Annotated in this window: 17 protein-coding genes and 1 pseudogene; 8 read left to right on the top strand and 10 right to left on the bottom strand. The window is 39.4% G+C overall.

Annotation, left to right across the window (positions count from 1 at the left end):
* Positions 1-17: 17 nt before the first annotated feature.
* The 5 genes from HT724_RS01800 to HT724_RS10455 all read right to left on the bottom strand — a co-directional run bounded on the left by HT724_RS01800 (position 18) and on the right by HT724_RS10455 (position 5,819).
* Positions 18-929 carry a DUF4097 domain-containing protein gene (locus HT724_RS01800; RefSeq protein ID WP_173276087.1) on the bottom strand — a complete coding sequence of 304 codons (912 nt, stop codon included), beginning with the start codon at positions 927-929 and terminating at the stop codon, positions 18-20.
* Positions 922-1,515 carry a DUF1700 domain-containing protein gene (locus tag HT724_RS01805; RefSeq protein ID WP_050281786.1) on the bottom strand — a complete coding sequence of 198 codons (594 nt, stop codon included), beginning with the start codon at positions 1,513-1,515 and terminating at the stop codon, positions 922-924. The genes HT724_RS01800 and HT724_RS01805 overlap by 8 nt, the downstream gene beginning before the upstream one ends.
* Positions 1,502-1,828 carry a PadR family transcriptional regulator gene (locus HT724_RS01810; protein ID WP_000273854.1) on the bottom strand — a complete coding sequence of 109 codons (327 nt, stop codon included), beginning with the start codon at positions 1,826-1,828 and terminating at the stop codon, positions 1,502-1,504. Before HT724_RS01810 ends, HT724_RS01805 begins: the two co-directional genes overlap by 14 nt.
* Before the next feature lie 203 nt (positions 1,829-2,031).
* The gene (locus HT724_RS01815; RefSeq protein ID WP_173276088.1) at positions 2,032-2,916 is read right to left on the bottom strand and encodes an N-acetylmuramoyl-L-alanine amidase family protein; all 885 of its coding nucleotides are present in this window, start codon (positions 2,914-2,916) and stop codon (positions 2,032-2,034) included.
* A 44-nt stretch (positions 2,917-2,960) separates the two neighbouring features.
* On the bottom strand, positions 2,961-5,819 hold the full coding sequence (locus HT724_RS10455; RefSeq protein WP_173276089.1) for an SEC10/PgrA surface exclusion domain-containing protein: 2,859 nt from the start codon (positions 5,817-5,819) through the stop codon (positions 2,961-2,963).
* Between the two features lie 178 nt (positions 5,820-5,997).
* Here HT724_RS10455 and HT724_RS01825 point away from each other — a divergent pair, with 178 nt between their 5' ends.
* Positions 5,998-6,339, top strand: a complete 342-nt coding sequence (locus HT724_RS01825; RefSeq protein ID WP_050261213.1) for a helix-turn-helix transcriptional regulator — start codon at positions 5,998-6,000, stop codon at positions 6,337-6,339.
* A gap of 110 nt (positions 6,340-6,449) precedes the next feature.
* Here the strand turns inward: HT724_RS01825 and HT724_RS01830 are convergent, their stop codons facing one another.
* Complete coding sequence (locus HT724_RS01830; protein ID WP_173276090.1) at positions 6,450-7,616, bottom strand: CynX/NimT family MFS transporter; 1,167 nt, start codon at positions 7,614-7,616, stop codon at positions 6,450-6,452.
* A gap of 57 nt (positions 7,617-7,673) precedes the next feature.
* Here HT724_RS01830 and HT724_RS01835 point away from each other — a divergent pair.
* Both HT724_RS01835 and HT724_RS01840 read left to right on the top strand, forming a co-directional pair.
* Positions 7,674-8,833 (top strand): annotated as a pseudogene (locus HT724_RS01835) (glycosyltransferase family 2 protein).
* Between the two features lie 38 nt (positions 8,834-8,871).
* Complete coding sequence (locus HT724_RS01840) at positions 8,872-10,722, top strand: nucleoside-diphosphate sugar epimerase/dehydratase (protein WP_173276091.1); 1,851 nt, start codon at positions 8,872-8,874, stop codon at positions 10,720-10,722.
* Positions 10,723-10,841: 119 nt separating this feature from the next.
* On the opposite strand, the gene HT724_RS01845 is transcribed toward HT724_RS01840, so the two are convergent.
* From HT724_RS01845 to sdaAB, 3 genes are read right to left on the bottom strand one after another with little or no spacing between them, the layout of a single operon-like run.
* Positions 10,842-11,474 (bottom strand): HAD family hydrolase, encoded by a 633-nt coding sequence (locus tag HT724_RS01845; RefSeq protein ID WP_173276092.1) that lies wholly within the window; start codon positions 11,472-11,474, stop codon positions 10,842-10,844.
* Between the two features lie 21 nt (positions 11,475-11,495).
* The gene (sdaAA, locus tag HT724_RS01850) at positions 11,496-12,368 is read right to left on the bottom strand and encodes an L-serine ammonia-lyase, iron-sulfur-dependent, subunit alpha (protein WP_000500050.1); all 873 of its coding nucleotides are present in this window, start codon (positions 12,366-12,368) and stop codon (positions 11,496-11,498) included.
* An 8-nt stretch (positions 12,369-12,376) separates the two neighbouring features.
* The gene (gene sdaAB, locus HT724_RS01855) at positions 12,377-13,048 is read right to left on the bottom strand and encodes an L-serine ammonia-lyase, iron-sulfur-dependent subunit beta (RefSeq protein ID WP_000838912.1); all 672 of its coding nucleotides are present in this window, start codon (positions 13,046-13,048) and stop codon (positions 12,377-12,379) included.
* A gap of 241 nt (positions 13,049-13,289) precedes the next feature.
* Here sdaAB and HT724_RS01860 point away from each other — a divergent pair, with 241 nt between their 5' ends.
* Positions 13,290-13,910 carry a LysM domain-containing protein gene (locus HT724_RS01860; protein WP_173276093.1) on the top strand — a complete coding sequence of 207 codons (621 nt, stop codon included), beginning with the start codon at positions 13,290-13,292 and terminating at the stop codon, positions 13,908-13,910.
* 51 nt (positions 13,911-13,961) lie between these two features.
* Here HT724_RS01860 and HT724_RS01865 read toward each other — a convergent pair whose 3' ends face one another.
* Positions 13,962-14,825 carry a helix-turn-helix transcriptional regulator gene (locus tag HT724_RS01865; protein ID WP_173276094.1) on the bottom strand — a complete coding sequence of 288 codons (864 nt, stop codon included), beginning with the start codon at positions 14,823-14,825 and terminating at the stop codon, positions 13,962-13,964.
* Positions 14,826-15,147: 322 nt separating this feature from the next.
* Here HT724_RS01865 and HT724_RS01870 point away from each other — a divergent pair, with 322 nt between their 5' ends.
* The 4 genes from HT724_RS01870 to HT724_RS01885 all read left to right on the top strand — a co-directional run bounded on the left by HT724_RS01870 (position 15,148) and on the right by HT724_RS01885 (position 19,786).
* The gene (locus tag HT724_RS01870) at positions 15,148-15,735 is read left to right on the top strand and encodes a hypothetical protein (RefSeq protein WP_173276095.1); all 588 of its coding nucleotides are present in this window, start codon (positions 15,148-15,150) and stop codon (positions 15,733-15,735) included.
* 291 nt (positions 15,736-16,026) lie between these two features.
* Positions 16,027-18,135 carry a bacteriocin-associated integral membrane family protein gene (locus tag HT724_RS01875; protein ID WP_173276096.1) on the top strand — a complete coding sequence of 703 codons (2,109 nt, stop codon included), beginning with the start codon at positions 16,027-16,029 and terminating at the stop codon, positions 18,133-18,135.
* Positions 18,132-18,773, top strand: coding sequence for an ABC transporter ATP-binding protein (locus HT724_RS01880; protein WP_000571036.1), 642 nt, complete (start codon positions 18,132-18,134; stop codon positions 18,771-18,773). Before HT724_RS01875 ends, HT724_RS01880 begins: the two co-directional genes overlap by 4 nt.
* Positions 18,774-18,979: 206 nt before the next feature.
* A complete protein-coding gene (locus HT724_RS01885) occupies positions 18,980-19,786 on the top strand; it encodes an ABC transporter substrate-binding protein (protein ID WP_050223629.1) in 807 nt (268 codons plus the stop codon).
* The last annotated feature ends 10 nt before the right edge of the window (positions 19,787-19,796 follow it).

Consider the following 19,796-nt stretch of genomic DNA (forward strand, 5'->3'; position numbering starts at 1 on the left):
AGATGTAAGCGTTTTTGTCAACGCCTGCTTGGTGTGGATATTAGCTCAATATCATCATCAGATCTCGCAATGAGTTGATCCTTGACATCGGTTTTTTCAGTTTTGTAAGGGTTGCTTAATTCCGTACCTCTTGATTCAGGCTCTTCTCTTGTGAATTGGAAGATAGAACCATAGTTGCTTGAGATGTCCCAGTTAATTCGTTGGCTTTCTTTCTGGTCTAGGATGATTCGGAGATAATCTTTGGCAGTCAGTTCAACCTTACCATGGACTTGGATATTTTCAGCGTGGAAGTGATGTTCTGTTGACTCTAGCTGACTATCTGTAAGATCTGTATCAAAGATATTAACGATATTGGGCGTTGTGAGTTTACTGTTTTTGATACGACTTCCTTCAATTCGGAGGATATAGCCGTTTGTATTGAGGGTCGCATTTTCAAGGCTAGCATTTATGATGGTGGTTTGTCCGCGATTGGCTGAGATGTTGATCCCTTTTAGAGTTCTCCCTTTCGGTAGTCCGATGATGACATCATTAAAACGATTAGATGAACTACTTACAATATGGAGAATCCCATCAATTCCAGAAGAGAGAAATGGACTTTCAGACAGTTTCTTATCAGTGAGACTCAGAGTTCTATCGTTCTGATTGGTGATAAGATCATGGTGAGCAGAAAGTGATGGATGGTAAGAAATGTGGATTTGATCATCGAAAGAGTCTGTGATGGTCAGCGCGTGCTGGTGAAGAGTGATTTCTAGGTTTTCGACTTCCTTGCCAAAGGTTAGTTCTTCCGTACGGCTATCATAGACAGGTTCTTTGGACATGGAAAGTAGGCTCTTAATCCCGTCAGATTGGATACCTACAAAAAGCAGGATAAAGCCGATAACGGTAGTCACTACACCAAAAATGAGAAATCCTTTTGTCAATTTACGCATGCTGGTCACCTCTCTTTCCTTTTTTAAGAACAAATTGCACCAGGCGAACAATGAGTAGACCGAAGAAGCGGGCTACATAGGAAATACCTAGTAAGACTAGTGAAGAAGCACCGATAGCCAGTAAACCAGAACCGAAAATCAAGATAAAGGCTGATTTGGCTTGGGCTAAGACAGTGAAACTTTCAACTAAAAATAGGAATCCGCCGATGATACCCAGTATGGAAACTGCAAAGAAAGCCAGAATAACAGTCAAAGCGGCTACAAGGATTGCGAACAGGGTCACGAGGATGGCGATTCCCAGAGGAATACCGATGGGTGCTGCAAGGAGGGCTAACAAGGCGATATGCAAAATTTGTCGGTTATTTTTTTGAGCGGGTGCCTCATTGATTTTTTTATCGAGAAGATTGGAGAGGACTTCGTGAGCTGCTTCCTTAGGAGTTCCTAAGCTAGCGATGAGTTCTTCCTCTCCTTCGACTCCAGCATCGTCAAAGAGCTCTCTGAAATAGTCCATGGCTTCAATTTGGTCAGCTTCAGGTAGTTTCTTGAGATAGAGTTCTAGCTGAGTCAGGTATTCAGTTCTTGTCATGGCGGATACTCCCTTCTATGATGCCATTGATGGTGTCTGTATAGAGTGCCCATTCATCTTTTAGGGTCAAGAGCTGTTCTATACCACCATTTGTCAAGGAGTAGTATTTGCGCATGCGACCTTGGAACTCTCTAGAATAGGTTGTCAGAAAGCTATTGCCTTCCAATTTTTTGAGAATGGGATAGAGTGTGGATTCTTTGATATTAGCGATCAGCTTAATGGTTTGGCTAATCTCATAACCATAAGAATCCCCTTTTTCCAGTACGGCCAAGATGAGAAATTCAATCAAGGCAGAGGATGTTGGAAAGTACATGGGAAACCTCCTTTTCTAATGTGTAGGATTTTTATATATAATTTTTCTACACATACATTGTACATCTAAAAGAAAGCCCTGTCAAGAGAAATGTGTAAAATTTTTATATATAAAAATGATAGAAGCTAGTTTTGTGAATCCAAAAAATCTTCCTACAAACGCAAGAAGATTTTTTTATTTCTTAGTCTATTTAGTAAATCGGTCTATTCTACCCACTCACCATTGTAATTGACACGGTAACCATCAGGGGTCGTTGTATTGATTGCGAGTGCACCAGAGCTATAAGCATAGTACCATTTACCAGATACTTTCATCCAGCCTGTTTTCATAGCGCCTGAGTCTTGAAGATAGTACCAGCTACCATTATCTTTGAGCCAACCAGTCTTCATAGCCCCTGAACCATCGAGATAGTACCAATTACCGTCTTTTACCCATCCAGTTTGCATCCAACCAGAGTTATCAAAACGATACCAAACACCATTGATTTTTTCCCAGCCATTAGATGTGTAAGAACCATCAGAGTGCTTGAACCACCAGCGAGAACCAGCTTGAACCCAACGGTCTGTTTTTGTTGGTGTTGGAGTTGTAGGGGAAGATGCTGGAGTAGTTGTGTTCCCCGAAGTTTGATTAGTTGATAAAACTTCTAGTTTAGTTAGGTAAATGTAGAAAGCAAGACCTTTACCTACATTTTCTCTCACATCTACTGTCGCTTTGTATCGAACCCCTTTTGACTCAAAGTTCATACTATAGATTCCAAAATTTGTTGCCTTAAATGTAACTTGTTTTCCATCAACGTACACTTGTCCTTCTGGACGTTTTTCAAAAAAGTTTGGAAATTGATTTTTAAAATTGCTACTATAATTTTCATCAACCAATTCTATACTAATAGCTTGTTTAGATAAATCATCAACTGCTCTTTGAATTTTTGCTTCTCTTTTCTCTACAAGAGTCACATCTGTCGCAATAATACTATCTGACTGACTGTTTGTTTGAGGTGCTGGAGCACTTGAGGCATTGACATTTGAAATTGTAGCTCCTGTTGCTAGGAGTGATAAAACTGCTGTAGTCGTTAAAACGATTTTTTTCATAATGATTATTTTCCTTTTTTTATTTATTTTTTAATAATTTTATTCTATACCCACTCACCGTTGGCATTGACACGGTAGCCGTCAGGGGTCGTTGTATTGATTGCTAGGGCACCAGAGCTATAGGCGTAGTACCATTTACCAGAAACTGTAAACCAGCCTGTTTTCATAGCACCTGACTGGTCAAGATAATACCATGAGCCATTTTCTTTAACCCAGCCTGTAGCCAGTGAACCTGACTTGTTCAAATAGTACCATGTACCGTTGTCTTTTACCCAACCTGTAGCCATTGAGCCTGACTTGTTCAAGTAATACCATGTGCCACCAGTTTTGACCCAGCCAGTTCGCATCCAACCTGCGTGGTCAAAGTAATACCAAGTACCCTTGATTTGTTCCCAGCCGTTGGTTGTATATGAACCGTCAGCGTGTTTGTACCACCAGCGACCAGCTGACTGAATCCAGTTGCCAGCTTGTGAAGGTTTTTCATCTTCTACTTTCTTGAGTTCTGTATCTGTTTTCTTATCCGCTTGTTTCCCTGCAAGATACTTCAGATACCAATCTGATAGATTGTAGTAGTCCTTTCTTTCAGCCTTGACCAACTTATCAAACTCTTCTTGGATTTCAACTAATTTAGCTTGTTCAGCTTTCAATTTAGCTGTAACTGCGTCTACTTTGTCTTGTGCCAATTTTGCAGCAGATTTTGCTTGAGTTAATTTTGTTTCTAAATCAGCTACTTTTGCTTGCGCATCTGCAAGATTCTTATCTGCGTTTAGATAAGCACTCAATTCAGTTGCAATTGCTTTTGCATCTGACACCAATTGGTCTTTTTCTTCATGTAGTTTCGCTTGTTCAGCTTGAAGTGCAGTCAACTTGTTTTCTTCAGCTTGCAATTTTGCTTGTGCACTTGTAAGAGCAGTTTCAGCATCTTTTTGGGCAGTTTTAGCTGTAGCTAGTTCAGCTTTAGCTGTTTCAAGAGCAGTTTCTTTTTCTGCTTGGCTTCTTGAGAAGTTTTCAATAGCTTTTTCAGCAGTTGCTTTACGTTCTTGTGCATTTTTCAAAGTAAGGTTTGCCAATTGCAAGTTCTTTTCAGCGACTTCTGTTTGAAGTGGACTAGCTGATTTGCTTGACAATTCTTTTTCAGCATCTGTTTTAGCTTCAAGTGCAGAAGCATATTTGCGTGAAGCTGCTGCCAATTCTGCTTTAGCATTTGCAAGAGCAGTTTGAGCTTGGCTGTTTTGTTTTTGTGCTTCAGCTAGTTTTGCTTCAAGTTGGGCAAGTTCATTTGATTTAGCTACTGGAGTTCCTTCATTTGAAAATGCTGTAATCATGTAATGACGACCATTGATATTAGCTACATCAATACCAACATATTTTGCAAAGTTTAGGTTTGAATAAAGGTGTCCCCATGGGCGACGTTTATCAGCATTTGAAACGCCATCAAGATATGTTGTAAACATCAAATTATTGTATACAGCTTGTTTTAGTTCATACATATTTGAAATATCAGAACGCATTGAAGCAACGTTTTCAACAGCATTAGGTACGTGACCATGAACCATTGGGTCTAATCCACGTTCTTCATATTTTTTAGCTTGTGTTGATGCTAAAGTAACAGCTTCTTTAGTTGTTCCTGTTTCTGATTCTACGTTGAATGAATCTTTAAATGCATTTCGGATTTGTTTCAATCCATTAACGTAAAATTCTGAGACTTCAAGTTTTTGAGCATCTGTCAAATTGTCAATATCAACTGGACGATTTAGGTCAGCATTGTCATATTTGACGTTAGCATTTGATTGTTTAACGATATCAGCTACAGAATTGAGAATCAAATCATCTAAATCATTTTTAATTGCATTGTTTTTGTTAGCTTTTTCTAATTTTAATAGTTGTCCAAATGTGACAACATTTGAAGACACACCAGCTGATTTCAATACATCTGCTGAAAATCCATTATACACATTTGTTGGAATAGTGAATGTTGGATTTGGAATGTTCATTCCTTCAGATTTATTCAACTTAGCTTTTTCCGCATCCAAGGCAGTTTGAGCTTCTTTTTCTTTAGAGGCTGTAGCATCTGCTTTTTCTTGGATGGATTCAACTTTGTTTTGGTCTGCGTCCATCATTTCTTTAGCTAATTTCAAGGCGTCATTTTTGACATTCACATTGTTTTCAGCTTGTTTGATGGCTTCTGCGCGGTTGCTATCTGCTTTCTTAGCAGTTTCGACAGCTGTTGTTGCGCTTGAAATATTCGCATTGGCTTGTTCAATATCTTTTTCAGCTTGGGCAAGAGAGGCTTTTGCTTCGCCAAGTCCTGAACCATTTAGCGCGTCTTCAGCTGATTTTACATTCGCTTCTTTAGCGGTTACTGTTTTATCCGCTTCAGCTTTCTTACTTGTTGCGCTTGCAACGTTAGCTGTTTCAGTTGCTACAGTCTCAGTTTGAGCTTTAATCGCTTCAGTAGACGCTTCAGTTGCTTTTTGATTGGCTTCTTGAGCTTTTACATTGGCGTCTTGTTTAGCTTTTGTAGCAGTGATATTTTCTTCTGTAGCATTGGCTTTAACAGCTTCAGCTGACTTCAAGTCCTCTTTAGCGCTTGTCAAAGCAGTTTCAGTAGTTGTAACAGCTTGGTTAGCAGAAGTAGCTTCAGCTTTTGCTGTTTCACTTTCAGCTTCAACTTGCTTAACAGTAGACTCTTGAGCATCAAGAGCAGGCTTGACGTCAGAAGATTTCTTCACTTCTGGTTTTGTATCGGCTACAGATTTTGAAACAAGAGCTGGTTCATTGACAGCAGTTACAGTATTTGCATCAACTGGTGCTGAAACAGTTGCTTCCTGAGCAAATGCAGTTCCACCAACAGACGCAAGCGCAATAGCTGTTGAAGTTGTGAGTTTTTTCAGTTTCTTCATCATTTTCTCCTTTGATGGTTGATAGAAAATATAATTGATTATGAGCTAATCATTTTCTTATACACTTCTATTTTATCATTTTTACATTATACAGGCAACATATTTGCGTTTTTTAGTCTATAAACGGGTTATTTTATAGTTAGCTTCCTTGTATTATGGTATTGAAACGAGGTAAGTTATGACATCCATTCATTTACAAAAGTATATAGGTCAACGAATACGACTCATACGAAAAGAAAGAAAATTAAGCCAACAAAATCTCAGCGAAAAAGCTGGTGTCGGTATTGATTATATTTCTAATCTTGAAACCAAGGGGTCAAATATTAAAATTGATACTTTGGAAAAAATCATTACAGCTCTTGATATCCCGCCATCTGAACTATTTGAGAGCCGTATTACTTCTCAAAATCCGCAACTAGAATTATTAGCGGATCAATTAGTCCAACTTCCACAAACAACACAGGAACAACTTTTAGAAGCTTTTCAAATACTTATAAAAACAGTAAAAAACAACCGCTAAGTTTTCTTAGCGGTTTATTAGACTTCCTATGAAACAATCCATAGAACACGCAACACAAGTTTTCCAGAGGGTCTCTTCTTACTGGTTAACTTGCACTTGAAATGTGGCGTTTAAAGGATCTTATCCGCTCTGTCCACTGTAAAGAGGGCCACAGTCATCAGGATATAGATGAGCAAGAGGGCAGCTACAGCTGGTACCCAAGAGTGGAACAGGTCAAAACTGTAACCAAAGAGGGTTGGCCCAAAGGCTGCTAGGATATAGCCTCCTGTTTGAGATAGGCCGGACAATTGGGCTGTCTTTTCAGGGGCGCTTGTCTTGAGTGAAAAGTTGACCATGAGATAAGGGAAGAGGGCGCTGGTTGCGGTTCCGATGAGGAGATGGATGGTAAGCCAGTAAATGAAATGATTGATTGGGAAAAAGAGCATGGAAATGCCGACCACACCAGCTAGTGAAACCAGAGTGAGCATGAGCTGACGGTTGCGAGTAGATAAACTGGTTGTCAGGCTTGGGATGGTCATTGAAAAAGGAATGCTAATCAGAGAGAAGATAGAAGTCAGCAAGCCAGCTTCGTGACTGGATAGACCTGCATGGATAGACATGGTAGGTAACCAGGTCATGACGGTGTAAAAGATCAAGGATTGAAAACCTGAAAAGATAATAATTGCCCAAACCTGTTTATTACGCATGACCTTTATTTGACTTTTTTGTTTGGTTTGTGGAGCCAGTCTGTGATTATAGCGGTGATTAGGCAGCCAGACCAAAAAAGTTGCTAGGCAGAGCAGGGTGAGGAGGATGATAAGTCCTTTCCAAGAACTGGCTTGTGTAATAGGCACGGCTAGATAGGAGGCCAGAGCCGTTGCAATCCCCATAGAGGTTACATATAAGGTGGTCAGAAAACCAATCTTCTTTGGTTGATTGGCTTGGATAAGACTAGGAAGCAGGACATTGATGACTGCGACACTTGCCCCAACCATCAAGGTTCCTAGATAGAGCAGGGGCAGATTGATTAGTCGAATAAGTGAGCCGATGGTCAAGAAGAAGAGGCTGTAGGTGAAGAGATGCTCCAAGCCGATTTTCTGAGCCAGTCGGGTAGAAAATGGTGAAAAGAGGGTAAACATAAGGAGAGGCAGGCTGGTCAAGACACCAAGCGAACTAACTTCTACCCCCAGCCCTTGCGAAATATCTCCCAAAATAATGGGTAAAACAGTAAAAGGAGCCCGCAAAGAAACACCAATCAGGATAATACCTGGAACAAAAAAGAGTGATTGCTTTTTCATAAAATACCTCTTCTAGCTGATTTTAATAACAGCTTATTTTAAGGCTTTTTCACTATAATGTCAAGTAAGGTTTCTGGCTTTCAAGATAAAAATGGGAAAGTCTTGAAAATTATGATAGAATGGTGGAAGGAAAAATTCAGGAGAGTAGTAGTGACTCAAAATGTTGAAAGTCTTCTCGTATCCATTGTAATCAGTGCATACAATGAAGAAAAATATCTGTCTGGTCTAATTGAAGACTTAAAAAATCAAACCTATCCTAAAGAGAATATTGAAATTCTATTTATAAATGCTATGTCCACAGATGGGACCACAGCTATCATTCAGCAATTTATAAAGGAAGATACAGAGTTTAACTCAATTAGATTGTATAACAATCCTAAGAAAAATCAAGCTAGTGGTTTTAACCTGGGAGTTAAACATTCTGTAGGGGACCTTATTTTAAAAATTGATGCTCATTCAAAAGTTACTGAGAGTTTTGTAATGAACAATGTGGCTGTTATTCAACAAGGTGAATTTGTCTGTGGGGGGCCTAGACCGACGATTGTCGAAGGAAAAGGAAAATGGGCAGAGACCTTGCATCTTGTTGAGGAAAATATGTTTGGCAGTAGCATTGCCAATTATCGAAATAGTTCTGAGGATAGATATGTTTCTTCTATTTTTCATGGAATGTATAAACGAGAGGTTTTCCAGAAGGTTGGTTTAGTAAATGAGCAACTTGGCCGAACTGAAGATAATGATATTCATTATAGAATTCGAGAACATGGTTATAAAATCCGCTATAGCCCAAGTATTCTATCTTATCAGTATATTCGACCAACATTCAAGAAAATGCTGCATCAAAAGTATTCAAATGGTTTGTGGATTGGCTTGACAAGTCATGTTCAGTTTAAGTGTTTATCATTATTTCACTATGTTCCTTGTTTATTTGTTTTGAGTCTTGTGTTTAGTCTAGCATTGTTACCGATCACATTCGTATTCATAACTTTACTATTAGGCGCCTATTTTTTACTTTTATCACTACTCACTTTGCTGACTTTATTAAAACATAAAAATGGATTTCTAATTGTGATGCCCTTTCTTTTATTTTCCATTCACTTTGCTTATGGCCTTGGAACGATTGTAGGTTTAATTAGAGGATTTAAATGGAAGAAAGAGTACAAGGGAACAGTTCTTTATTTGGAAAAATAAGCCAAATAAATCAAAATATGCTACAATAACAATATAGTAAAACTCTTTTAAGGAGGAGTAAATTTCTATGAATAAAAAACTCACAGATTATGTGATTGATCTGGTGGAAATTTTAAATAAACAACAAAAACAGGTTTTCTGGGGAATATTTGATATTTTGAGTATGGTGGTTTCCATCATTGTATCTTATATCTTATTCTACGGCTTGATTAATCCAGCACCTGTTGACTACATTATCTATACGAGTTTGGCCTTCTTGTTCTATCAATTGATGATTGCATTTTGGGGCTTGAACGCGAGCATTAGTCGTTACAGCAAGATTACGGATTTCATGAAAATCTTTTTTGGTGTGACTGCTAGTAGTGTCTTGTCATATAGTATCTGCTATGCCTTCTTGCCACTCTTCTCCATCCGTTTCATCATTCTCTTTATCTTGTTGAGTACCTTCTTGATTTTATTGCCACGGATTACTTGGCAGTTACTCTACTCCAGACGCAAAAAAGGTAGTGGTGATGGAGAACACCGTCGGACCTTCTTGATTGGTGCCGGTGATGGTGGGGCCCTCTTTATGGATAGTTACCAACATCCAACCAGTGAATTAGAACTGGTCGGTATCTTGGATAAGGATGCTAAGAAAAAGGGTCAAAAACTTGGTGGTATCCCTGTTTTGGGCTCTTATGACAATCTGCCTGAATTAGCCAAACGCCATCAAATCGAGCGTGTCATCGTTGTGATTCCGTCGCTTGATTCGTCAGAGTATGAGCGTATCTTGCAGATGTGTAATAAGCTGGGTGTCAAATGTTACAAGATGCCTAAGGTTGAAACGGTTGTTCAAGGACTTCACCCAGCAGGTGGAGGCTTCCAGAAGATTGATATCACAGACCTTTTGGGTCGTCAGGAAATTCGTCTTGACGAATCGCGTCTGGGTGCAGAACTGACAGGTAAGACCATCTTAGTCACAGGAGCTGGAGGTTCAATCGGTTCTGAAATCTGTCGTCAAGTTAGTCGCTTCAATCCTGAACGCATTGTCTTGCTCGGTCATGGGGAAAACTCAATCTACCTTGTTTATCATGAATTGATTCGTAAGTTCCAAGGGATTGATTATGTACCTGTGATTGCGGACATTCAAGACTACGACCGTCTCTTGCAAGTCTTTGAGCAGTACAAGCCAGCTATTGTTTATCATGCAGCTGCCCACAAGCACGTTCCTATGATGGAGCGCAATCCAAAAGAAGCCTTCAAAAACAATATCCGTGGAACTTACAATGTTGCTAAGGCTGTTGATGAAGCCAAAGTACCTAAGATGGTTATGATTTCGACAGATAAGGCGGTTAATCCACCAAATGTTATGGGAGCAACCAAGCGCGTGGCTGAGTTGATTGTCACTGGCTTTAATCAACGTAGTCAATCAACCTACTGTGCGGTTCGTTTTGGAAATGTTCTTGGTAGCCGTGGTAGTGTGATTCCAGTCTTTGAACGCCAGATTGCTGAAGGTGGGCCTGTAACGGTGACAGACTTCCGCATGACCCGTTACTTTATGACTATTCCAGAAGCTAGCCGTCTGGTTATCCATGCTGGTGCTTACGCCAAGGATGGAGAAGTCTTTATCCTTGATATGGGCAAACCAGTCAAGATTTATGACTTGGCTAAGAAAATGGTCCTTCTAAGTGGACACACCGAAAGCGAAATTCCAATCGTTGAAGTTGGAATCCGCCCAGGCGAAAAACTTTACGAAGAACTCTTGGTATCAACCGAACTTGTTGATAACCAAGTTATGGATAAGATTTTCGTTGGTAAGGTTAATGTCATGCCTCTAGAAGCCATCGATCAAAAGATTGAAGAGTTCCGCACTCTTAGTGGAGATGAGTTGAAGCAAGCCATTATCGCCTTTGCCAATCAAACAACCCACGTTGAATAAAAAATCTTTAAAATCAGAAAAACGCATATTATCAGGTCTGAAGAACCTTGGTAATATGCGTTTTGTTATGTATGGATTGCCTCATTTTCTTCTGAAATGAAGTTGTTGCCCAGTCTATGTTATTGAACATACGCCAAAACCTCTAATGGTTTGTGAGCGATATAATTAGGCTGATAGTTTAGCAAGTCTGCTTGTTCTCCAAATCCCCAAGTGACGGCCAATTTCTGAATGCCTGTTTCTTGAGCTCCAAGCATATCAAACTTGGTATCTCCGATGATGATGGCTTGTTCCGGTGATAGTTGATGTGTCTGCAAGGCTTGGCGAATGACATCTGCCTTATGGGGTGCTTCAGGGCTGGAACCATAAATGCCATCAAAGAAATGATAGATTCCCAAGTTTTTAGTCATATCCTGAGCGGTTGGAGTATTCTTTGTAGTGGTAATGTAAAGAGGATATTTGCTTGATAGCTCCTTAAGCAAGTCTATAATCTGGGGAAATAGCTGAGCTTCATGGATGCCTTTTTCCTTGTAGTAAGATCGGTATATCTGCACAGCCTCAGAAATTTGTTCTTTAGGCAGGCAGGTCGCAAAACTACTTTCAAGGGGCGGCCCCATAAAACCACGAATAGTTTTGGCATCAGGGCTAGGCACCCCCAGCTCCTTAAAGGTATGGGTAAAGGCATTGTGAATCCCGATAGAACTGTCAACGAGGGTTCCATCCAGATCGAAAAAAATCGCTGTGATAGAGGTCATGGTTTCTCCTATTTGATAAACTTATTCTCCGAAAATTTCTTTTTGGAGGCGACGACCAGTAGGGGTGGCAGCGAGTCCACCTTCAGCTGTTTCACGAAAGGCAGTTGGCATGCTTGCTCCTACTTGGTACATGGCATCGATAACTTCATCCACAGGAATTTTAGATTCGATACCTGCCAAGGCCATGTCTGCTGCGATGAAGGCAAAGCTAGCTCCCATAGCATTGCGCTTGACGCAGGGAACTTCGACCAAGCCGGCAACAGGGTCACAGATGAGGCCCAGCATATTTTTAATGACAAAGGCAATGGCCTGACTGGCCTGATAAGGTGTTCCACCGGCAGCCAGAGTCAAGGCGGCAGCACTCATAGCAGAGGCTGAACCAACCTCGGCCTGACAGCCACCCTCAGCACCTGAGATAGAGGCATTGTTTGCGATGACTAGTCCAAAGGCACCGGCAGCAAAGAGGAAATCCAGCTGTTGCTCGTGGCTGAGGTCTAATTTTTCAATAGCAGCTGTTAGAACGGAAGGCAGACAGCCAGCACTTCCTGCGGTCGGAGTGGCACAAACCAAGCCCATTTTGGCATTGTGTTCATTGACTGCAATGGCATTTCGGGCAGCAGAGAGAATCGTGTAATCTGATAGAGTTTTTCCATTTTTTATGTAGTGATCCAATTTGGCAGCATCTCCACCTGTCAGACCACTACGAGATTTATTTTCATTGAGGCCAAGTTGGACAGAGGCTTTCATGACTTCCAGATTGCGTTCCATGAGAAGGAAGACTTCTTCACGTTCACGACCTGTCAATTCAAACTCTGTTGTAATCATGAGTTCTGCGACATTTCCTTGAAAGTCTAGTTCTGCCTGCTCGACCAATTCTTTGATAGAATAAAACATGCTTCCTCCTATTTAAAGAAATTGACATTGTGGAGATGAGGGATTTTTCGAATTTCTTCGATAGCCTCATCACAGTTGCGACTGTCAACTTCGATAATCATAATGGCTTTTTCACCAGCTTTTTCACGAGTAACATTCATCTGGGCGATATTGATACCATAGCGTGAAAGGGCTTCTGTTACGAGGGCAATCATACCTGGAATATCTTGATGAACAATGATGATAGTCGGTGTATTCATATTGAGAGAGACGGCAAAGCCATTGAGTTCGGTGACCTGAATATTCCCTCCACCGATAGAAATACCAGTTACGCTGATGGTCTTGTGAGCATTTTTGACGGTAATTTTAGTGGTGTTTGGATGAGGAGCATTACTGTCTTTCTGAATAGTCCAGACAATCTTGATGCCACGCTTGTGGGCAATCTCCAGACTATTTGGGATTTCAGGATCATCTGTATCCATGCCTAAAATACCTGCAACAAGGGCTAGGTCTGTTCCGTGACCACGATAGGTCTTGGCAAATGAGTTAAATAGCTGGAATTCGACTTCTGTCGGAGTATCATCAAAAATGGAAGAGACAATCTTCCCAATACGAACAGCACCAGCGGTATGACTACTAGATGGGCCAATCATAACTGGTCCGATGATATCAAAGACAGATTGAAAACGAAGTGATTTCATCAGTTTCCCCTTATAAAAATTCTTATCTCTATTATATCAAAGAATGAGGGTCTTGACTTTAATTGCGGATGAAAACCTTTCTAATACCTCAAATAGCATAAAAATAGTATCTTTTATGACAAAAAACACCTTATTTAGGGAAATAAAAAATAATTTTGTAATATTTCTACATAAAAGTGTCAAGAAACAGTAATATTTAAAGGGTATCATAGAAGTATAGAAAGAAGGAGAATTTTCAAATATGAAATCAACAACTAAAAAGATTAAAACAACTCTTGCAGGAGTAGCTGCCTTGTTTGCAGTATTTGCTCCATCATTTGTATCTGCTCAAGAATCATCAACTTACACTGTTAAAGAAGGTGATACACTTTCAGAAATCGCTGAAACTCACAACACAACTGTTGAAAAATTGGCAGAAAACAATCACATTGACAACATTCATTTGATTTATGTTGGTCAAGAGTTGGTTATCGACGGTCCAGCAGCGCCAGTGGCACCAGCTTCAACGACTTATGCAGCTCCAGCAGCTCAAGATGAGGCTGTTTCAGCTACAGTGACAGAAACTACCGAAGTAGCAGAAGAAGCTCCAGTAGTAAGCGAAACAGTAGCAGAAGAAACAGTTGTTTCAACTGTAAGCGGATCTGAAGCAGAAGCCAAAGAATGGATCGCTCAAAAAGAATCAGGTGGTAGTTATACAGCTACAAATGGACGTTATATCGGACGTTACCAATTGACCGATTCATACTTGAACGGTGACTACTCAGCTGAAAACCAAGAACGTGTAGCAGATGCCTATGTTGCAGGACGTTATGGTTCATGGACAGCCGCTAAAAACTTCTGGCTTAATAATGGCTGGTATTAAGAACTAACGAACAGAATAATATGAAAAGGTCGAGGAAATCCCTCGACTTTTTTATATTTCCTTCGGTTGAGAATAGATCTCTACTTCTTTTTTGAGATGAGACAGCATAGAAGTTTCCTCGGTCAGCTCCAGAAGTGAGAAACCTTTTTGGATAAGTCTAGCGTCATCCCTACAAATCCCGATACGGACATAGCAGATAGCGAGTCTATCGTAGTGCTTCTTTTTCTTGGCATCCTCTAGTAAAGTATAGCAGATTTGTTGACACATGTTTTTGTCTTGATGGTATAAGTAAATGGTGGACAGATTGAGTAGGATTGCCATTCGTAAGTCATATAAATGTTGGTAGTTTTTATAGACTTCCAAGCGTTGCAAGATTTTTCCAGTAATGAGATGGAGGTGATCAATGGGAAAGCTGAAAAGGATGGTATTGAGGATTTTTAGGTCATTTTCATACCATGTATCTTGTTTTTCAATTTTTTCCCAAAGTTTTTTGACAGTCTGTTTCACTTGGTCTGACAGTTGCTCTGTACCATGTTGACGGATATGAATGACAATTTCCAGCATATCCCTTATTTCTTCTATAGGCAGGTCGTGGTGGGTCTTGAGATAGTCTTGGCATGTTTCAAAAAAATCAACTAGACTATTACTACCAATGATGGAAGTCATATTGAGATAAGTTTGCATGATTTCTGTTCGTTGGCTCGGTTGATAGAGATGGCAGATGTAGTCAAACTCTTCAAAACTCATATTGATTTGCCGGAGAAGAAATTCCATGTTTTCATATTTGGGAGTTGCTTTGCCACTTTCAATCTTTGATAGGCTGGTTCTTGAGAGGATATTTCCACAGACCTCTTCTTGGGTCAATCCTTTTGACTCACGTATTTCTTTATAGACTTTTCCGAAATCATAACGCATGGGCTTTCTCCTTTTTGTGAAAAAAGTTAACAAATAATAAAATCCTATTAAAAATATTGTATCATAATAACAGGAATAGTAAAAAAGAAAGCTAAAATAAGTTTGGTGTAATTTTAAAATGGGCTTAATAGTACTATGATGTAGCTAGAAAAGGGGTGGAAAAATGTTTAAAAATAAGGAGCTTTTTCGAGTAGTCATGATATTTGTGATAGGAACTATCCTAATTTTAATGACACCAGTCTTATTTAAAGTTGTTATGGAACTATTTTCAAAATAAACACGACTCTGTTTTAGGCAGAGGTGTGAATCAGGAGGTTAAGTAATGAACTACAATTTAAAATATCTCTTATCAGGAATATTTATTATAGTCTTTATAGGTTTCCTAGTCTGGATGCGTTATTTTAATCAGAGGAAGGAAGAAGAGCATTCGGATGTGTCTTTTGAAGCGAGGTTAGATAGTGAGGTCAAGGCCTTATATAAACAACTAGGATTGGGTGAGGAGCCTCATTATTTCTTAGCCTATCGCTACCTGCATCCCTGGTTTAATCTAGCGATTTTACCACCAACAGTTGAAATTTTCTTAACTAAAATAGCGCTGGTGATGGTGACTCCAGATGAACTGCTGATAAGAAATCTTGGGAATGGGATGACTTTCACAAGTGAGCACCATCGTGATTTGCGACAAGGACTTATCCGCATTCCAAAATTAGAGATGAAAGAATTTGAGATTCGCAACTGGAAAAGAGTTTTTATATTTGGCGATTTTTTGACAATTAAAACAAGCCAACATAGCTATTATTTGCAGGTTAGAGATGATGGACTTCAAAAAGGAAGTCTTTCTACCAAACACTTCTCCGACTTGAAACGACAAGATTTTCTCGGATTATTGACAGATAAAAGAACATTCTGATTGACAATTGCCCTAGTGGCTTATTGTAAACTTTACAAATGAGCTGTAAACACTAGAATCTATTCAGAAAGGCAATTCCTATGCAAAATAAAAATAAAATTTTAATCATTGTCTATCTTTTAGCCTCGCTAATCATCAGTTTTATAATCTTTTCACTTTTGAATATTGATTTTAAATGGTGGACAACTCTGGCTATAAGTGCAGGATTTATTTACACCTATTTAAAATTTAGTAAAAAATAAAAAGTACCTGCACCTATCTCGCTTTCGTCTCTTCACGGGAGGTATCTCTATGAAAAAAATCAGTCATCTTTGTATGCTCTTGCTCTTGCTGTGTACTACGTTTTTTGTCCTGAATGTAAATGTTACACGAGAAATAGTGCGGATTCAGGAGATGGGCAAGACAACTTATTCATTTGACTTGTACTTGAAAGATGTCACTAAACCGACAGAAACTATTCTCCAGTTTTTTGAAGAGGTTGCAAATCAAGACAAGGTCTCTATTATCAAAGTAGATAATGGCGATGAAGCCGTCAAGGCTGGTGTTTTTAATAAGGAAACCTTCCCCTATCAGGAGTTCGGTCTGACTTCTCTTGATTTTTCAAAGAATGAGAAGGGGGTCTACAGCAACCAGGATCTTCCCAATAATCTAGGAACCATTCCCACCTTTTTAAAGGTGAAACTCATTCGACTCCAGACCTTCCAATCCTATATTGAGGATAAATCCCATACTGTAAATGGGCGCTACATGATTACCTCCAGCAAAGAGATAGATCGCGATACCATTCTACAAAAGTGGAGTGATTTTTTCCAGATAGATAAGACGATTTTATTAGAACCCACTTACCGAAGTCAGGTTGGAGTGCTAAATCAAGAGTTGTTACTATCTATCATTATCTTTATCTTGGCAATCTTGCTTGTGATTTTAATGACAGTTTATCAGCCGATGATGGAGATGAAACGAGTGGGGGTTCAAAAGTTACTTGGTTTCCAAAGCAGGGCGATTTTAGCTGGTTTTGTAAAGACTAATTTTTATCTTCTCTTGGGTGGAAGTCTTATCATTGACTTGGGACTATTTTTAGTGCTGGACTACAGACCAAAACTTCTGTTCCCAAGTTTACTCTTATCCCAATTTCTGCTTTTACAGTTGTATTTGTTCATCAGTTGGCTGACCTACCTGATGATTCAGAAAATGACAGTCAGTTCCATGTTGAAAGGTTTTTCATCTGTCAAACTTGGTCTCATTTTCAATTATGTGATGAAAATAGGGACAACTATTTTACTGACGGCCTTACTGATTGGGGTGGGCAGAAGTTTAGAACAAGAAAACAAAGAACTTGCTTATCAGCAACAGTGGGTAAGCCAAGGTAATTACCTGACCTTAGAAACCTTCAAACTCAATGATAATCTGTGGCAAGAAGAGCTAGCAGGGTCAGGGAAATCTACAGATTATTTCTATCGATTTTATCAGGATTTGGTAGAAAAAACGCAGGCGGGCTATGTGCAGAGTAGCAGTCTTCCTGTAAAAAATTTTGTCCAATCAGAACAGATTCAGCAATATCAGTTAACAGATACGGTGGATGTTTACTATGCCAATCGCAATTTTCTAAAGAGCAAGGGATTCAAGCTACCAGATACCGGTATTAAAAAAGTTATTTTGATGCCAGCAAGTACGAAAGGTGAAGAAGATAAAAATCAGCTCTTGGGGAAGTTAATTGCCTTTCATTCGATGAAGTATGAAGAGCAGCAAAAACGAACGATAGAGGAGATGGATGTCGAGATTGCCTATTATGAAGGAGATTGGTCATTTTTCCCATATAGTGATAAGCGAAAGAAAAATCTCTCCAATCCAATTATTAGCTTGGTCAATGATTCTGATATGATGTGGGATGAGAAAGCCTCCCTGTCAACAACTGGCTTAAATAATCCGATTAAAATTGAAAATACGGTTCAACATCAAAAAGAGATTACAGAGTTAGTTGAGAAATTGTCAGATGGAAATTATTTAAAATTTTCATCTATTCAAGCAATTCAAGAGGGGATGGTTGATACCTATCGGGATTCTGTTCGCAATTTTAACGTTCTTTTTGTCTTATTTGCTCTTCTCAGTATGGTTGTCTCCTACTTTTTACTCGTTACCACTTTCTTGTTGAAGCGCAGGGATATCATTACCAAGAAGTTTATGGGGTGGAAACTGGTCGATCGCTACCGTCCTCTCCTCGTTCTGCTCTTGCTGGGCTATAGTCTCCCTCTTCTAGTCTTGATTTTCTTTGCCCATGCGCTCTTGCCACTCCTGCTATTTGCAGGCTTTACATGTTTGGATATACTATTTGTGCTAGCCTTGGCTTCTAGGATGGAGAAAAGAAGTCTAGTAGAGTTATTGAAAGGGGGCATCTTATGATTGAGTTGGAAAATATTACCAAAACCATTGGGGGAAAAGTGATTTTGGATCACTTGTCTCTCAGGATTGATCAGGGGGATTTGGTAGCCATTGTTGGAAAAAGTGGCAGTGGTAAGTCGACCTTGTTAAATTTATTAGGTTTGATAGATGGTGATTATAGCGGACGGTATGAGATTTTTGGTCAGACAAATCTAGCGGTCAATTCTGCTAAGTCGCAAACAATAATCCGTGAACATATCTCTTATCTATTTCAAAATTTTGCCCTGATTGATGATGAAACGGTCGAGTACAATCTTATGCTGGCGCTGAAATATGTGAAATTGTCCAAGAAAGACAAGCTCAAAAAGGTGGAAGAGATTTTAGAGAGAGTAGGTTTGTCAGCTACGTTGCACCAAAAGGTCTCCGAGTTGTCTGGGGGCGAACAACAACGAATTGCAGTTGCTAGAGCCATCTTAAAACCTAGCCAGCTGATTTTAGCCGATGAGCCGACAGGTTCGCTGGATCCTGAAAATAGAGATTTGGTCTTGAAGTTTCTCTTAGAGATGAATCGAGAAGGGAAAACAGTCATTATCGTGACCCACGATGCTTATGTAGCCCAACAATGTCATCGGATCATTGAATTGGGCGAGGGAAAATGAGTTCGTTCAGCTTCATTTGACTGACTGAATACTCATATTTTTCAAAGAGAAATAGCATAAATACGCCTAGGAATGAAATTTTTATGTAATTTTCCTAGGTTTTTTTGTTTTAAATTGAAAAAAATTACAATTTAGGCTTGACAAAGGATGAAGATAGGTGTATTATTTATACAAGCAAAAGGAATAAACATAAAGGAGGCTTTGTTATGAATAAGATGAAGAAGGTGTTGATGACGATGTTTGGTTTAGTGATGCTCCCCCTACTATTTGCTTGTAGTAACAATCAATCGGCTGGAATTGAAGCCATCAAGTCCAAAGGAAAATTGGTTGTAGCCCTCAATCCAGATTTTGCTCCATTTGAATACCAAAAAGTGGTTGATGGGAAAAATCAGATTGTGGGTTCAGATATCGAATTAGCCAAGGCTATCGCAACAGAACTAGGTGTCGAATTGGAACTATCTCCCATGAGTTTTGACAATGTACTGGCTAGTGTTCAATCAGGAAAAGCTGATCTTGCCATATCAGGTGTTTCTAAGACAGATGAACGGAGCAAGGTGTTTGACTTTTCCATTCCCTACTATACTGCAAAAAATAAACTCATTGTCAAAAAATCTGACTTGGCCACTTATCAGTCTGTCAACGACTTGGCGCAGAAAAAGGTCGGAGCACAGAAAGGTTCGATTCAAGAGACGATGGCGAAAGATTTGCTACAAAATTCTTCCCTCGTATCTCTGCCTAAAAATGGGAATTTAATCACAGATTTAAAATCAGGACAAGTGGATGCCGTTATCTTTGAAGAACCAGTTGCCAAGGGATTTGTGGAAAATAATCCTGATTTAGCAATCGCAGACCTCAATTTTGAAAAAGAGCAAGATGATTCCTACGCGGTCGCCATGAAAAAAGATAGCAAGGAATTGAAAGAAGCAGTTGATAAAACTATTCAAAAGTTGAAGGAGTCTGGAGAATTAGACAAACTCATTGAGGATGCCTTTAAAGCGTCCATTGAAAAATAGAAAGAAGGAA

It is taken from the genome of Streptococcus sp. k-402 (assembly GCF_013277515.1).
Classification (GTDB): Bacteria; Bacillota; Bacilli; order Lactobacillales; family Streptococcaceae; genus Streptococcus.

Coding starts and splice junctions, on each gene's coding strand:
- HT724_RS01800 (WP_173276087.1), bottom strand. CDS start 929: ATGCGTAAATTGACAAAAGGATTTCTCATTTTTGGTGTAGTGACTACC.
- HT724_RS01805 (WP_050281786.1), bottom strand. CDS start 1,515: ATGACAAGAACTGAATACCTGACTCAGCTAGAACTCTATCTCAAGAAA.
- HT724_RS01810 (WP_000273854.1), bottom strand. CDS start 1,828: ATGTACTTTCCAACATCCTCTGCCTTGATTGAATTTCTCATCTTGGCC.
- HT724_RS01815 (WP_173276088.1), bottom strand. CDS start 2,916: ATGAAAAAAATCGTTTTAACGACTACAGCAGTTTTATCACTCCTAGCA.
- HT724_RS10455 (WP_173276089.1), bottom strand. CDS start 5,819: ATGAAGAAACTGAAAAAACTCACAACTTCAACAGCTATTGCGCTTGCG.
- HT724_RS01825 (WP_050261213.1), top strand. CDS start 5,998: ATGACATCCATTCATTTACAAAAGTATATAGGTCAACGAATACGACTC.
- HT724_RS01830 (WP_173276090.1), bottom strand. CDS start 7,616: ATGAAAAAGCAATCACTCTTTTTTGTTCCAGGTATTATCCTGATTGGT.
- HT724_RS01840 (WP_173276091.1), top strand. CDS start 8,872: ATGAATAAAAAACTCACAGATTATGTGATTGATCTGGTGGAAATTTTA.
- HT724_RS01845 (WP_173276092.1), bottom strand. CDS start 11,474: ATGACCTCTATCACAGCGATTTTTTTCGATCTGGATGGAACCCTCGTT.
- sdaAA (WP_000500050.1), bottom strand. CDS start 12,368: ATGTTTTATTCTATCAAAGAATTGGTCGAGCAGGCAGAACTAGACTTT.
- sdaAB (WP_000838912.1), bottom strand. CDS start 13,048: ATGAAATCACTTCGTTTTCAATCTGTCTTTGATATCATCGGACCAGTT.
- HT724_RS01860 (WP_173276093.1), top strand. CDS start 13,290: ATGAAATCAACAACTAAAAAGATTAAAACAACTCTTGCAGGAGTAGCT.
- HT724_RS01865 (WP_173276094.1), bottom strand. CDS start 14,825: ATGCGTTATGATTTCGGAAAAGTCTATAAAGAAATACGTGAGTCAAAA.
- HT724_RS01870 (WP_173276095.1), top strand. CDS start 15,148: ATGAACTACAATTTAAAATATCTCTTATCAGGAATATTTATTATAGTC.
- HT724_RS01875 (WP_173276096.1), top strand. CDS start 16,027: ATGAAAAAAATCAGTCATCTTTGTATGCTCTTGCTCTTGCTGTGTACT.
- HT724_RS01880 (WP_000571036.1), top strand. CDS start 18,132: ATGATTGAGTTGGAAAATATTACCAAAACCATTGGGGGAAAAGTGATT.
- HT724_RS01885 (WP_050223629.1), top strand. CDS start 18,980: ATGAATAAGATGAAGAAGGTGTTGATGACGATGTTTGGTTTAGTGATG.